Here is a 14,389-nt window from a genome sequence, read left to right on the forward strand (position 1 = left end):
GTCGGCCCGAAGCTGCGATTTTGGCCATGTTGAAGAACAAAGATTGAACATGGCGATCTACCAGGCTCGCTCTTGTCCTCCAATCTCGTAAACATCGGTCTCGATCGAGCACCTGTAGCTCTCTGCGATGTTGAACATCTCTGTCTGGAGAGATGCGATCTCATCATCGAGGCTGACGCCATCGGCACCCTGATCATAGGCGACGGTCAGCGTGTAATCGCAGTTCCCGGTCTTTTGCATCTGGTAATCCCGCTCCAGCATCGCCTCAATGCGCTCGCGAGCGGGCTTTCTGCCACGACCATGCTTGTTGAAGTTCTCGATGGTCAGATGCAGGGCGATGGTGACAGAAGGCGGCTTTTCCGGCAGCCCGATCCTTGAAGGAATGACGTCAAGCGCCCGATAGACGGTCATTCTTGAGATCTTGAGGTCGCGCGCGACGCTGGCCTTGCTCGCGCCGGCGGTGATCCGGCGTCGGATTTCATCGTCATCGATGTTTTTCTTCCGGCCTTTGTAGACGCCTTCGGCGCGCGCCGCCTCGATCCCGGCGCGCTGCCGGTCCTTGATGAACGTCAGTTCCATGTCCGCGACCATGCCCAGAATGGTGATCACCATCCGCCCCATGCTTCCGGCCGTCGTCACCTCCGGCTCAAGCACCCGCAATGAGGCTCCCTTCTGGTCGAGTTCATGAACCAGATTGAGAACATCGCGTGTGGAGCGACCGAGCCGATCGAGACGCAGGACGACGAGTTCGTCATCGGCGCGCAGGAACTGCATGATCGTCTCAAGCTCCGTGCGTCCAGTGCGCGATGCGCCCGAGCCTGTTTCGGAGCGGAGGATTTCACAGCCCGCTGCCTTCAACCGGGCAACCTGGATGTCGAGATCCTGGTCGATGGTGCTGACGCGGGCGTAGCCGACGCGGGTCATGGGCAAATCCGTCACATTAGGGTGGCTTTGCCCTCGTACAGTAACATTGGTGACGGAACCACCCTTTTGTGACATGTCGTATATGTCACTTCCGATCGTCACGTTCGGGTGCACCCAAATGGTGCGAGCGGAAAGGCCCCGGTCAGGCAGCAAGCCGCCCAAAATCGATCCGGCTATTCAGATCGAGGTCGAAGCGGCCATAAGGATTGACGTGGCTGTAAATCAGCGGTGTGAGGCCGCGATAATCATCCGGCGTCATCCGGCCCGTCCATTTCGGTTCCACCAGCACGCTCTGAAGCATTCGGGTGTTCACATAGACAAGCGACGCTTGCAGCAAATGTAGCGCCAGGACCGAGAGCTGCTGCTCATCGATGCGGTTAGTGGCGATCTCGCCGCCCTTGCCGAAGAAAACGAACCCATTGGCACTGTTCCAGTTTTCAACGACATTCAGGCCTTCATGAATTTCGCGGCGGAAGGACTCCTCGCGCAGATACCGGCACAGGAAGATCGTCTTGACCGCGCGGCCCAGCTCACTCAACGCCTTGTAGGTCGGGTGCATCACCTCGGAGCGGCTAAACCGGCGCAGGATCGCCTCCGGGTCGGCGGTTTTTGTCTGCATCGCGGCTGCATATTTGACCATCTCGTCATATTGCTGCTCGATCTCATCCCAGTTGATCGGACTGGAGAGGATCGGCTGCAAGTGGGGAAGCCGCGTTCGCATGCCGACATCGGGAAGAGCCAGCTTCTGGCGAGCGATCGCTTTCAGGCGGGGTGCAAGCTCAAATCCGAGAAGCCGGCAAAATGCAAAGCCAACCGCGCTTTGGCCATGACTATCAACATATTGTCGCTGGATTTCCATGTCGGTGCAATGGCGCAGCACGCCCTCGATCATGGAGGCGACCTCGGAGGAAGAGCAGCGCTTGAGCTGGGAATAGACGCATGTCGCGCGTCGTTCGACATGCCAGTAGATCATGACGCCCCGTCCACCATAACGCGCATGCCATTCCGTCATCAGGTTGCGATCCCAGGCTCCGAACTTTGTGGAATCTGACGCACAGGCCGTGCCGGCGTCCCCCCAGACTGCAGCATTGCGGATTGCCAGGGTCGCATTCGCAACCCTGGCACACGCCTCCTTGAGCGCCGCGGCATGAACGAAGCGGCGATGGACATGCAGCAGCTCTTCATAGCTGACATCGGGGGTGGCGCCGGCGATCCGCTTGAGCCCGGCATTCGTTCCCAGGCCGTAGAGGCATAGCAGGAGACGTTGATCCAGCGCGGTTTTCGGCAGTGCAACACGCGAGGCCGATGTTTCGAACGCTTCGAGAAGTCCCGTATCAAGGGCAGCCTCCTTCAGTACGTCGAGCAGCCCGGTCATCGGCCAGCGTTGGCCGATCTCGGTCTTGATCGAGGCGAGACCCCTGGGTTCGGGCAAGGGTTTGAACGGGGTGAGAGATATACGGTTCTCGCCGCGCCACAGCAGCCGAACCTTGTCGTTCCGGGGAATATTGGCATTGAGGAGCAACAGTTCCTGAGCAAGCTCTTCCCGGATGGCGCTTGAAAATGCACGCGCATCCGCCGTCAGGTTCAATCCTGTGTAATATGCTTCTCGCCGCGCATCGAAGTCCTTGGGAAGATCGTCATCGGGATTGCGGTATCGGTCCGCCCCGACAACCCAGATTTCCTTAGAACGGATGCGATCGCGCAGTTGCGCGAGGACACAAAGCTCATAACTGATCCGGTTTACGCGCCCCTCTTCATCAATGACGGAACTGCGCCATCTCGCCGGAATGACCTCGTCGACCGGCACTGCGTGCGGCGGCACGTAGCGGCATCCATCATCCACTTTGCTTCTGATCCAGTCCAGGGCCGCCAGCACCGGACGCCACACGGCGTTGTTCGACCGGAACTCCAGTGCCGAAAGCAGGCTTGGCAGCATACGGCGATAATGATTGGCCCATGACCTCCGCATCACCTTGTAGATCCGCCGATCCAAGGCGCCCTTTGCCTGGCTTTCCTTGATGATCGCCGCCAGTTTGTCCTTGCCGGCGATTGGGAAAATGACATCGCAGATGCGCCCGGATGGATCGTCGATCGAAGCGCTGGCAATCTCGACCAGGAGTCGCTCCTTGCCATAGACCCGCTCGATGTCTTTCGCGATATCGCCCACCACCTTGCGTTTCGAGCGCGATCCGATCTTATGGACCGTCTCGATCAGCAGGTCGACCATCGCATCCGTAAGCTGAGCTTCCCGCGCCATCAGATAAACGGCATAGAGCCCGAGCTGGCGCGCCGGTACATGCCGGCGCATCTCCGAGGCTTTCTCGCCGGCAACCCGGCGAACGATCTGATCGACCCATGCCTTGCCCGTGACCGATAGGAAATCTCGGGGAAGAGCAAGCCGTTGGATAAAGGCGAGTTTGGCGGTCACGCCAAGAATGTTTTCGAGCGTCGCCTGACCTGCATCCCCCTTCATCGTGTTGAAGCCGGTCGGGCCATCGGGATCGGCGAGCGAGGCTTCCAGCAAGGCGACCGCATCCGGCGCAAGCCGATCGCGGACTCGGGCCAACAGGGCCTCCAGATAGAGGTGTCGTTGCGAACGGACGAGGCGTTCCAGCTCCTTGCGCGACGGCCCATAGATACGGCGGTCGCGGCACCACAGGAAAACATGCTCGAGCATGGCATTGATCGGCTGCCCGCCCGCACAAAGATCGTCGGAAATCCACCTCGACAACGCCCTGCGATCCGTCTGCGTCATACGGCGGAACCCGAGATGCCGCAAAATCTCCGCGCAATGCCGGCGGGCGGTGCGCCCGGAAAAATCATAGTGGTTCACGGATTTGGCATCGAGACCAAGTTGCTCCGCCAGATACAAGACACCGTCGGAGGGTATCGACGCATGATCCGGCACAAAGAAGCCATGCCCGGCGAAAAATCTAAGCTGAACCGCCAATCCCAGTCGTGCCGTCTCCGCTTTGCCGGTCACGAACGCGATGTCCGAAAAACTCAGGCTCCAGGAGCCGATCAGATCCCCACTCGAAACGCCAAGGCTCATAACGCCGCTCCCTTATCGGAGCGGAACGTCGTTCCTCGCATGGGCGATCGTCAACAACAACCAGCCCGTTCCCGACGTGTTCTCCAAGATGACCAAAATCGCAGCTTCGGGCCGACTGGGCCAAGAAGAGCGCGCGGGCGAGCGCGTTGCGGGCCTCACCCTTGTTGAGTCCAGCCTGGGTGCGCCGTCGCAGGTCAATGTCGCGCAGCCAGTCGAGCATGAAGATCGAGCGTTCGAGGCGACCAAGCTCGCGCAGCGCGAGGGCGAGTCCGTTCTGCCGCGGATAGGCGGACAGCCGGCGCAGCATGGCCGACGCCGTGACGGTGCCGGTGCGGATCGACGTGGCGAACCGCAACAGTTCGTCCCAATGGTCACCGACATGGGCCATAGCGATCGGATCGCCCGTCATCCCGGCCAGCAGCGATCCGGCTTCCTGACCCGACAGCAGGTGCAGGCGCCGGTCCTTGATGTCGCGCAGACGCGGCGCGAAACGGTAGCCGAAGAAGGGCATGAGCCCAAATACATGGTCTGATGCCCCGCCCGTATCGGTATAGTGCTCCTCGATCGTGAGGCCGCTCTGGTGATAGAGCAAGCCATCCAGAACATAGGGCGCTTCGCCAGCAGTTGCCGCGATCACCCGGCTTGCGAAGGGATCATATCGATCCGAGACATGCGTGTAAAAGGCGACACCCGGTTCGTTGCCGCTGCGCGCGTTGATGTCACCGATTGCGGCCCCGCGACCGCCAGCATGAAACTGTTGCCCGTCGCTCGACGAGGTAGTGCCGTCTCCCCACAGTGCGGCGAGCGGCATGGTGCGATGGGCGTCGATCAGCCGGGCTAACGCCGCGCCATAGGCGGCTTCGCTGATATGCCAGTCGTGAAGATGGGCGAGTTACAGCGCGTCGTCGGCGGGCGTGAGCGCCATGCCCTCGATCGCGAGATTGGCGCGGGCGTCGGCATCATCCTCGCGCCACATCGCCGCGTCGGCCGAGCTGCCCCGCTCATAGTCGAGCACGCGGACCTCTACCCGTATCGCCTCGATGTCCAGCGCGCTCATTGTGCTTCGCTCCCTTCCGCTTCCGCGTCGAAGGCTCGCTTGCCGCGCCGCTTCCAGAGCGCGAGCGCGTTGCCGTCGTCGCGCGCCTTCGCCGCCAGTTCGAGCATCGCGCCGTAGAGCGTTGCGCGATCGTCGTTGGCGAGATCGACCAGGCCGGCTTTCTGGACGAGGCCGCCCAGCTCGATCAGGTGGCGGGTGCGTTCGCGGCGTTGCACGACCCATCCTCTCGTATCGGTTCGGCGCTGCGCGGCCTCAGCCCTGCGCACCGCCTGCGCCAGCTTCGCCTCACTCCCCGCCGTTGCCCGCAGCGCCTTTGCCAGCCTTGCGCCCGCGCCGCTGAAAGAAGGCGGAGCCTTTCGCGCGCCACGCCTCCCTCGCACCGGCATCCTTCGATGAAACGGCGTCGAGCAGCGCGCCCGCCAGCGTCTCGATGTCGAGAGCATCGGCCCCGGTTGCTGCCACCAGCTCGCCAAGCTGCTGCACCTTCTTGGCCTTCAGTGCCCTGGCCTTGTCACCCAGCGCTTTCAGCTCCGCGTCGTAGTCGCGCGCCTTGCGCATATTCTTCTCCCTCGCGGCCGTCGAACAGAAGCCGCAGCGTAGCATTATCACGCGCGCGAGGAACCGTCCGATATGAGATATGCGGCAAAGTCAATCATGCGAACGACAGAGAGTGTGAGTGCGCGCTTATACGTCGTTGCCGACGTGCGCTCAGAAAGGCAGTATAGCGACCGTCATGGCGATCTACCATTTCTCGGCCAAGGTCATCAGCCGCGCCAACGGGTCGAGCGCGGTTGCGTCGGCCGCCTATCGCTCGGCATCCGAGCTGCACGATGACCGGCTCGGGCGCGACCATGATTTCTCGAACAAGGCCGGCGTCGTCCATTCGGAAATCCTATTGCCCGAAAGTGCACCGGAGCGTTTAAACGATCGCGCGACCTTGTGGAACGAGGTCGAGGCCGGCGAGAAGCGCAAGGACGCGCAGTTGGCGCGCGAGGTCGAATTCTCGATCCCGCGCGAGCTGGACCAGAAAGAGGGCATCCGGCTTGCCCGCGAATTTGTCGAAAAGCAGTTCGTCGAACGCGGCATGGTCGCGGACCTGAATGTGCATTGGGACATGGGGAAGGATGGGCAACCGAAGCCGCACGCGCATGTCATGCTCTCGATGCGCGAGGTAAGGCCGGAGGGCTTCGGCCAGAAGGTGCGCGAGTGGAACAGCACGCAGCTCTTGCAGGACTGGCGTGAGGCGTGGGCCGATCATGTCAACGAGCGCCTGGCCGAGCTGGATATTGATGCCCGGATCGATCCTCGCAGCTACGAGGCACAAGGTATCGAGCTGGAGCCGCAACACAAGATCGGGCCGGCTGCATCGCGTATGCCCGACCAGGGGCTTGAGGCCGAGCGGGTCGAGGACCATGCTCGGATCGCGCGGGAGAATGGCGAGAAGATCATCGCCAATCCCACCGTCGCGCTCGACGCGATCACCCGCAGCCAAGCGACGTTCACGCGGCGCGACCTGGCGCAGTTCGCGTTCCGCCACAGCGACGGCAAGGACCAGTTCGACCAGGTGATGAGCGCGGTGCGGACCTCGCGCGAGCTGGTGGCGCTGGGGAAGGACGGGCGTGGCGAGGACCGCTTTACCTCCCGCGAAATGATCGAGACGGAGCAGCGGTTGGAACGCGCCGGCGATCGGCTTGCCGATCGGAGCGGGCATGGTCTCCCGGCGATGGAGCAGTCCTTGCGGGCCACCGCCGGGAGTGAGGGCCTGAAGCTGGGGAACCAGCAGGAGGCCGCGCTGGCGCATATAACAGGGGAGAAGGATATTGCCATCGTGGTCGGCTATGCCGGCACCGGCAAATCGACCATGTTGGGGGTTGCGCGCGACGAATGGGAGCGGGCGGGCTTTCAGGTGCGCGGCGCGGCCTTGTCGGGGATCGCGGCCGAGGGGCTTGAGGGCGGCTCCGGCATCGCCTCGCGCACGATCGCCAGCATGGAATATCAGTGGGAGCAGGGCCGCGAGCAGCTCAGTGCCCGCGACGTGCTGGTGATCGACGAGGCCGGCATGATCGGCACGCGCCAGATGGAGCGGGTGCTGTCGGAAGCCGAGCGGGCAGGGGCGAAGGTCGTTCTTGTCGGTGACGCCGAGCAGTTGCAGGCGATCGAGGCCGGTGCAGCGTTCCGCGCGCTTGCCGAGCGCCACGGCGCGGCCGAGATCAACGAGGTTCGCCGGCAGCATGAGGACTGGCAGAAGGACGCGACGCGGGCGCTGGCGACGGGCCGGACCGGCGAGGCTGTCCATGCCTATGAGGCGCACGGCATGGTCCACGCGGCTGAGACGCGCGAGCAGGCCCACAGCGACCTTGTGGACCGCTGGGACGCGCAGCGCGTCGCTGATCCCGACAAGACGCGGATCATCCTCACCCACACCAATGCCGAGGTGCGCGACCTGAACCTGGCGGCGCGCGATCGGCTGCGCGACGCCGGCGAGCTGGGGGCGGACGTGCGCGTGTCGGCCGATCGCGGCGTGCGGGAGTTCGCGACCGGCGACCGCATCATGTTCCTGAAAAACGAGCGCGGGCTAGGGGTAAAGAACGGCACGCTGGGGCAGGTCGAGCGGGTCAGCCCCGAGCGCATGGCGGTGAAGCTGGACGATGGCCGTCAAGTCGCGTTCGACCTGAAGGACTATGCCCATGTTGATCATGGCTATGCCGCTACCATCCACAAATCGCAGGGCGTGACGGTCGATCGCGCACACGTCCTCGCCACCCCCGGCATGGACCGCCATTCGGCCTATGTGGCGCTGTCGCGGCACCGTGACGAGGTGCAGCTCCATTACGGCCATGACGACTTCGCCGACGTGTCCCGGCTTGTCCGCACGCTGTCGCGCGCGCGGGCGAAGGATATGACGTCGGACTATCCGATGTTCCGGGACCGCGACGGCAAGGTTCGGGCCTTTGCCGAGCGGCGCGGGCTTTCTGGCGAGGCCAAGGCCGTGGCTGAGCGACAGCCGCGGCGCGGCATGTTCGACGGGCTGAAACTGCCCCAGCGCACGTCGGCACCAACGCCGGCGAAGGAAGCGCCTGCGCGTGCCGAGCAGGGCCAGGACCGTGCTTTCACGCGCGCGGTCGAGCGGGCCTCGCGTTCGGCCGAGGCGGTGTTGCAGGCGCGCGTATCAGGCGGGCCAGTGCTGGAACATCAGAAAGTCGCGCTCGAGCGCGCGATCGAGGCGCTGGACCAGATCAGGCCGTCCGCCTCGCGTGATATGGCGTCGGCGATGCAGCGCGACCCCACCTTGTTGCGCGAGGCGGCGGCGGGGCACAGCGGCCCGATGGTCGAGGCGATACGCCAAGAGGCGAGCGTGCGGGCTGATCCGAACTTGCGGGCCGATCGGTTCGTGGAACGCTGGCAACAGCTCTCCCAGGACCGCGACCGGCTGTATCGCGCCGGCGACATCACGGGCCGCGAGAAGGCGGGCAGGGAAATGGCGGGCATGGCGAAAAGTCTTGAGCGCGATCCGCAGGTGGAATCGATCCTGCGCGGTCGCGCGCGCGAACTGGGGCTTGAGATCGGCATGAACCGTAGCCGTGATATGGGGCGGGGCGATTTGGGCCGCCAGTTGACGCAGGATTTGGGGATTGGCCGTGATCGTGGCCTTAGTCGATGATGGCTTTGCGGATAAGCGCCTATCATGCTAAGGTGATATGCGTTTAACTAGAGATTCGACCCATGAACGATATGACCCGCTGGACCGTTTCGGTATCGAAAAACACCGACATTGCGGTGCGTAGCTTTCTCGCGCAGCGCGGCATGAAGAAAGGCGATCTTTCCCGCTTCATCGAGGAGGCAGTCAAATGGCGTGTTCTCGATCAAACCATCACCGAGGCGAGAGCCAAGTTCGAGGATATGGACCCCGACGAGCTGGACGCACTGATTGGGGAGGCGGTGGCCGCCGCGCGTCAGCCCGCCGCCTGACCCGTGCGCGTCGTTGTCGATACCAATGTCCTCATAAGCGCGCTGCTGTCGAGCCGATCGCCGCCCGCGCAGATCGTCACGCTCTGGCGGGAAGGGCGGTTCGCGCTGCTGACTTCTCAAGAGCAACTGGACGAGCTGGCGCGGGTGACGCGCTATCCCAAAATCCGCGAGCGGCTTTCGCCGGCGCTGGCGGGGCGGCTTGTCAACGAGCTTCGCGACGTGGCCGTGATGGTGACGGACCTTCCGCGCGTGACGGCCTGCGCCGATCCTTGGGATAATTTTCTGTTGGCGATGATCGTCGCGGGCAGGGCCGATCATCTTGTGACCGGCGACAAGCGGGATTTGCTGTCGATGGGCCGTTACGAAGGCGCACGGATTATCGCCGTGCGGGATTTTCTGACGATATTCGGGTGGCTCACCAAGGATGAGCGGACATGAGCGAGCGGGACGAGTATCGCGAGGAACCGGCAAACGGCGAGGACCCGGCGCTGGCGTTCGAGCGGTTGCGCCGCGAGGTGTCGTTGCTGCGCCATGCGGTCGAGGCGCTGACCACGGCGCGCGAGTCCATCGACATTCCCGACTATGAGCCGACGCTTGAGCGCACCGAAAAGGTGCTGGGTATCCTGGTGCAGCAGATCGACGGTGTGCGAAAAAGCCCCGCCATGAGGCTCACCCCGGAGAATATGGGAGGTCGTTTAAACGCTTCTGTCGCCGAGGCGACCCACGAGCTGCGCGCCCAGGTGCAGGCAACCGACATGGTGCTCAGAGGGGCAGCGCGCGACTTGTCCGATATGGTCACATCGGCGCGGCGGGGTGACGAGCAGAACCGTTGGCTGTATATCGTGGGTGGCGTCGGTCTGGTAGTGGGGCTGTTGCTCTATACGCTGCTCGCCGGTCCGATCGCGCGGATGATGCCGGCGAGCTGGCTTTGGCCCGAGCGCATGGCGACGCGGGCGCTTGGCGAAAAGTCGGCATGGGATGCGGGGCAACGTTTGATGCAGACGGCCGCGCCGGAGAGCTGGGGATCGATCGTCGCGGCGGCCCCGCTCGCCGATGGCAACCGCGAGGCGGTGCAGGCGTGCCGCAAACAGGCCGAAAAAGCGAAAAGACCGGTGGGCTCTGTTGCAAAAATCGTGAAGCTTGAGCATGCTTGGCGGAGATTGAACGGATGGAGCGATGACGGATTTCAAGTGGCGCCATTTCCAGGGTGATGTGATCCTGTGGGCGGTGCGCTGGTATTGTCGCTATCCGATCAGCTATCGCGACCTTGAGGAAATGCTGGCGGAACGCGGCATTTCGGTCGACCATACGACGATCTATCGCTGGGTCCAGCGCTACGCCCCGGAGATGGAGAAGCGGCTGCGCTGGTTCTGGCGGCGTGGCTTTGATCCGAGCTGGCGCCTGGATGAAACCTACGTCAAGGTGCGGGGCAAGTGGACCTACCTGTACCGGGCAGTCGACAAGCGGGGCGACACGATCGATTTCTACCTGTCGCCGACCCGCAGCGCCAAGGCAGCGAAGCGGTTCCTGGGCAAGGCCCTGCGAGGCCTGAAGCACTGGGAAAAGCCGGCCACGCTCAATACTGACAAAGCGCCGAGCTATGGTGCAGCGATCACCGAATTGAAGCGCGAAGGAAAGCTGGACCAGGAAACGGCCCACCGGCAGGTGAAGTATCTCAATAACGTGATCGAGGCCGATCACGGAAAGCTCAAGATGCTGATCAAGCCGGTGCGCGGTTTCAAATCGATCCCCACGGCCTATGCCACGATCAAGGGATTCGAAGTCATGCGAGCCCTGCGCAAAGGACAGGCTCGTCCCTGGTGCCTGCAGCCCGGCATCAGGGGAGAGGTGCGCCTTGTGGAGAGAGCTTTCGGCATTGGGCCCTCGGCACTGACGGAGGCCATGGACATGCTCAACCACCATTTCGCAGCAGCCGCCTGATCGGCGCAGAGCGACAGCCTACCTGTGACTGCCGCCAATCTTTGCAACAGAGCCGATCAAGGTGTTCACCGACGTCATGTCGGGCAAGAGCATGGAGCGGCCCGGTCTGGCCGAACTGATCGCCTATGCCCGCAAGGGCGACACGCTGGCGGTGGTCCGCCTCGATCGGCTTGGGCGCTCGCTCGCCGAATTGCTCACCACGGTCGAGACGCTACGCGGCCAGGGCATCGCGCTCCTGAGTCTTGAGGAAAAGATCGACACATCGTCGGCCGCCGGCGAACTCATCTTCCATGTGTTCGGGGCCATCGCCCATTTCGAGCGGAGACTGATCTCCGAGCGAACCAGGGATGGGATCGCCGCCGCGCGCGCCAAAGGCAAGTTGCCCGGCCGTCAGCCGCTCGACATGTCCAAGGTACATGCCGCCATCAAACTGGTCGAAGCGAGCATCTCGCCGACAGAAGCAGCACGACAACTCGGCATCGGCCGATCGACCATCTATCGAGAAATGCGCCGCCTCGGCGTGGAAAGGCCCATCTGAATGTCCAGATCGAAATCGGCTCACGATCTTTCCGGCCTGATGAAATATGCGGATCGCGCGCCATGGGATGAGGCATTGGCCGAAATGCTGTCCGCGCATCTCGATCCGGCGAGCGAAGCGACCGGACTCGAGCCTGACGCCATATTCGAGATAATTGGCGATCACTGGCAAGGGCCGCTATGGGGCTGCGCCTTTGAAGATCTGCTTACGCAGGAACTGGAACCCGACGGTCGCAATCTGGTCGATGACTATCTCAAGCGCCGGGGCTGGAACGAAAAGGCGCCGAACAAGGCCTATATGCGCGCGTTACGCGATACGGTCATGTCGCTCTATGAGGTCAGCGAAGTCGTGCCTGGTCAGTCGATGACCTTGCGCGATCTGCTGCGCGACGTTGCTCCGGTGACGGTGCGCGAACACGGTGCAACCCAGACCCTGGTCAACTGGGACAAGATCGCCGCAAGGGTTGTCGACGTGAACGGGCGCCATGGCATTTCCGGAGCGCTGTTGCCGTTCAGCGCTGAGGGCGCCGTGCGAGTGGTCGAGGCATTTTCCCGACTTGCCGACGAAACTCAGGACACTGCGGAATTGGACCCGTCCGATCGGGACGCGCTTCTGGGAGCATCGGGACCGATGTTCACGAACATGTGGCTGCTCGACTGTCTGGGCAAGGCCATGCCCGGCAGCGCGCCGGATATGGTCAACGCCGACGGCGATGACCTGGTGTTCCACCGTATCGTTTTTCCGCTGGCGAAAGGCGTGGTCGGCAAGAGCCTGATCCGAAGGCTGAACGCGGCACAATGGCTGGAACCTGCCAGCGACAGTTTCTGGAACTGGCTGGCACCAGCGACGAAGAACAAGAAGCCGCAAGCGACCAAAGGCAAGCGGGCCTTCGTCACGACCATGGATGACGGCACGCCGGTTTTTGCCAATGTGGAACTGGCAGGGCGCAAGCTGATCGTCGAGGTAAACAGTGCCGCCCGCGCGGAGCGAGCAATTACCCAGATGGGCGAATGGCTTGGTGATTGCGTGAGCGCGCCTATGGCCGAAATCCGGACGCTCGATCAGGTTATGGCCGACGATGCCGCCCGCACGCCACAGGACGAGGCGCTGGATATTCCACCGCATGAAATGGAGCGCATCGTTCACGATATGCTGACCCGTGAATATACGAAAACGCTCGATGAGCCGGTCCCAGCCCTCAGCCACAAGACGCCACGCGTTCTGGCCTGTACAAAGGCGGGGCGGGTAAAGGTAGCCGACTGGCTCAAATATATCGAAAATGGCGCGGCAAAATCGGGCACCGCCGATCCGATGGGCACCTATGACTTTACATGGATGTGGGAAGAACTGGGGCTTAGCGACCTCCGGCGGTAACGGCCATCATGCGGTTCTTGAAATGTTCTCGCTTAGCGTTGTCTGGCGTACCTTCCACGCGATGCCCTCTAGAAGCGCTGAATACTTCGCCGCACATGCGGACGAGGCAAATGAGATCATCGCGTCCTGCACGGCAGGGAAGGTGAGGGGCGTCGAGTGCGACAATGCGCGAGAAGGGCTCCGCATTATCGCGAGCGCCAAGGCTATGAAGCACGTCGAACAGCCGGTGAGTGGCGGTGCCGGCCTGTCCTACAAGCGGCCATAGGGGGGCTGATGCGCTTGCGTTACCTTGCCGCCGCGGCGGTTGGCATCGGCTTGCTCTACGCTGCCCCCGCTCTCGCACAGACTGCGGGGGGAGCGCCGGCCCTGGATCAAATCGGGCAGCAATTCGTCACTCGATTCCAGTCTATCGAAAGCACGCTGCGCGGATTCGCGCTGCGGCTCTTCGGCCTGCTCGTAATAATTGAGTTCGCTTGGGCAGCGATGGGACTGGCGTTCCGCCAAGCCGATTTCGGCGAATGGGCTGCGTTGCTCGTCAATCAAATCATGTTCATCGGCTTCGGTCTCGCCCTCGTCACGTTCGGTCCCGCGTGGGCCGGCGCGATCGTGGCGAGCTTCCAACAAGCCGGTAGCCAAGCCTCGGCCGCTGCGGGAGGCGGTGCGATCCTGCATCCCTCCGACGTATTTGGCGCGGGTATGAACATCGCCGCGAAGATCCTCGAACACATGAGCGCCCTTCGTCCCGGCGAGGCCATCGGCTTTGCCCTCTGCGGCGTCGTGGTGATCGTGGCTTTCGCGCTCATCTGCGCCATCATGATCCTGACGATTGTGTCAGGCTACGCGATCGTTTCGATGGGCGTTCTGTTCATGGGCTTTAGCGGCTCGCGGTGGACCCGCGACCTCGCAATGAAAGTCATCATGGGCGTCGTCGGAATCGGCGCGAAACTCATGGTGCTGCAAATCATCGTGGGGGTCGGAGCGTCGCTCTTCGCCGATTGGTCGAACAAAGGCATCACTACGATCGACGATGCTCTTGTAATGGTCGGTTTTTCGGTAGTGATGCTGGCGCTCGCGAAGGTCATTCCGGACCTCGTGGGCTCAATGATTAATGGTTCTGTCTTCACCGGGGGCGGCGCGCTGAGCGCGGCGGGCGCGGCTGTTGCCGGCGGTGCGGCCGGGTTCGCCGCTGGCGTCGTCGGCGCTGGCGCCGCAGCTCACGGGGCTGGCAAGCTGGCGAGCGAACAGCTCGCCACCGCGCAAGGGCAGGGCACAGCCCCTCAGTCGGCGATGGGTCGATTTATGAACCTCGCCGGCAATACAGGGCGCAACCTTGCCGGCGCGGCCGTGCAAGACGTGGGGGCCCGTCTCGGTGGGCGAGCGCCCTACGGCTCGATGGGCGGACGCATGGGCGATCGAATGCGAACCCAAGCGGCCGAAATGCGGTCGGCGCGTGAAGCGCCGACGCCGGCCCCCGCTGCGGCCAGCACCGCCGAAGGAAGCAACAACACAATCAGCGCAGCATAACGGCGACCCC

Annotated in this window: 12 protein-coding genes and 2 pseudogenes; 8 read left to right on the forward strand and 6 right to left on the reverse strand. The window is 63.0% G+C overall.

All coding sequences use genetic code 11. The features are described 5' to 3' along the window. Positions 1–57: 57 nt before the first annotated feature. From SCLO_RS20595 to SCLO_RS20615, 6 genes and pseudogenes are all read right to left on the reverse strand, one after another. Positions 58–924 (reverse strand): recombinase family protein, encoded by an 867-nt coding sequence (locus tag SCLO_RS20595; RefSeq protein ID WP_006961816.1) that lies wholly within the window; start codon positions 922–924, stop codon positions 58–60. Positions 925–1,066: 142 nt separating this feature from the next. Continuing rightward, a complete protein-coding gene (locus SCLO_RS20600; protein WP_006961814.1) occupies positions 1,067–3,976 on the reverse strand; it encodes a Tn3 family transposase in 2,910 nt (969 codons plus the stop codon). 25 nt (positions 3,977–4,001) lie between these two features. Then, a pseudogene (locus SCLO_RS20605) lies at positions 4,002–4,868 on the reverse strand (Tn3 family transposase); the annotation flags it as partial. After that, positions 4,869–5,033 (reverse strand): hypothetical protein, encoded by a 165-nt coding sequence (locus SCLO_RS23610; protein ID WP_157080356.1) that lies wholly within the window; start codon positions 5,031–5,033, stop codon positions 4,869–4,871. Next, positions 5,030–5,248, reverse strand: a complete 219-nt coding sequence (locus SCLO_RS20610) for a conjugal transfer protein TraD (protein WP_066522250.1) — start codon at positions 5,246–5,248, stop codon at positions 5,030–5,032. Before SCLO_RS20610 ends, SCLO_RS23610 begins: the two co-directional genes overlap by 4 nt. 70 nt (positions 5,249–5,318) lie before the next feature. After that, positions 5,319–5,591 (reverse strand): conjugal transfer protein TraD, encoded by a 273-nt coding sequence (locus SCLO_RS20615; protein ID WP_066522247.1) that lies wholly within the window; start codon positions 5,589–5,591, stop codon positions 5,319–5,321. Between the two features lie 175 nt (positions 5,592–5,766). Between SCLO_RS20615 and traA the strand changes: the two genes are divergently transcribed. The 8 genes and pseudogenes from traA (at position 5,767) to trbL (ending at position 14,379) form a co-directional block, all read left to right on the forward strand. Then, positions 5,767–8,694, forward strand: coding sequence for a Ti-type conjugative transfer relaxase TraA (gene traA / locus SCLO_RS20620; protein WP_066522244.1), 2,928 nt, complete (start codon positions 5,767–5,769; stop codon positions 8,692–8,694). A gap of 62 nt (positions 8,695–8,756) precedes the next feature. Then, positions 8,757–9,002 carry a ribbon-helix-helix domain-containing protein gene (locus SCLO_RS20625; RefSeq protein ID WP_174521996.1) on the forward strand — a complete coding sequence of 82 codons (246 nt, stop codon included), beginning with the start codon at positions 8,757–8,759 and terminating at the stop codon, positions 9,000–9,002. 3 nt (positions 9,003–9,005) lie between these two features. After that, complete coding sequence (locus SCLO_RS20630) at positions 9,006–9,440, forward strand: putative toxin-antitoxin system toxin component, PIN family (RefSeq protein WP_066522240.1); 435 nt, start codon at positions 9,006–9,008, stop codon at positions 9,438–9,440. Then, on the forward strand, positions 9,437–10,213 hold the full coding sequence (locus tag SCLO_RS20635) for a DUF6118 family protein (protein WP_231923455.1): 777 nt from the start codon (positions 9,437–9,439) through the stop codon (positions 10,211–10,213). Before SCLO_RS20630 ends, SCLO_RS20635 begins: the two co-directional genes overlap by 4 nt. Continuing rightward, a complete protein-coding gene (locus SCLO_RS20640) occupies positions 10,179–10,943 on the forward strand; it encodes an IS6-like element IS6100 family transposase (protein ID WP_013054031.1) in 765 nt (254 codons plus the stop codon). The genes SCLO_RS20635 and SCLO_RS20640 overlap by 35 nt, the downstream gene beginning before the upstream one ends. A gap of 55 nt (positions 10,944–10,998) precedes the next feature. Continuing rightward, positions 10,999–11,481: pseudogene (locus SCLO_RS20650) on the forward strand (recombinase family protein); the annotation flags it as partial. Continuing rightward, complete coding sequence (locus SCLO_RS20655; RefSeq protein ID WP_031293519.1) at positions 11,482–12,855, forward strand: hypothetical protein; 1,374 nt, start codon at positions 11,482–11,484, stop codon at positions 12,853–12,855. A 279-nt stretch (positions 12,856–13,134) separates the two neighbouring features. Next, entirely contained in the window at positions 13,135–14,379 is a 1,245-nt protein-coding gene (trbL, locus tag SCLO_RS20665) for a P-type conjugative transfer protein TrbL (RefSeq protein WP_231923456.1), read from the forward strand. The last annotated feature ends 10 nt before the right edge of the window (positions 14,380–14,389 follow it).

The organism is Sphingobium cloacae (genome assembly GCF_002355855.1).
GTDB lineage: Bacteria > Pseudomonadota > Alphaproteobacteria > Sphingomonadales > Sphingomonadaceae > Sphingobium > Sphingobium cloacae.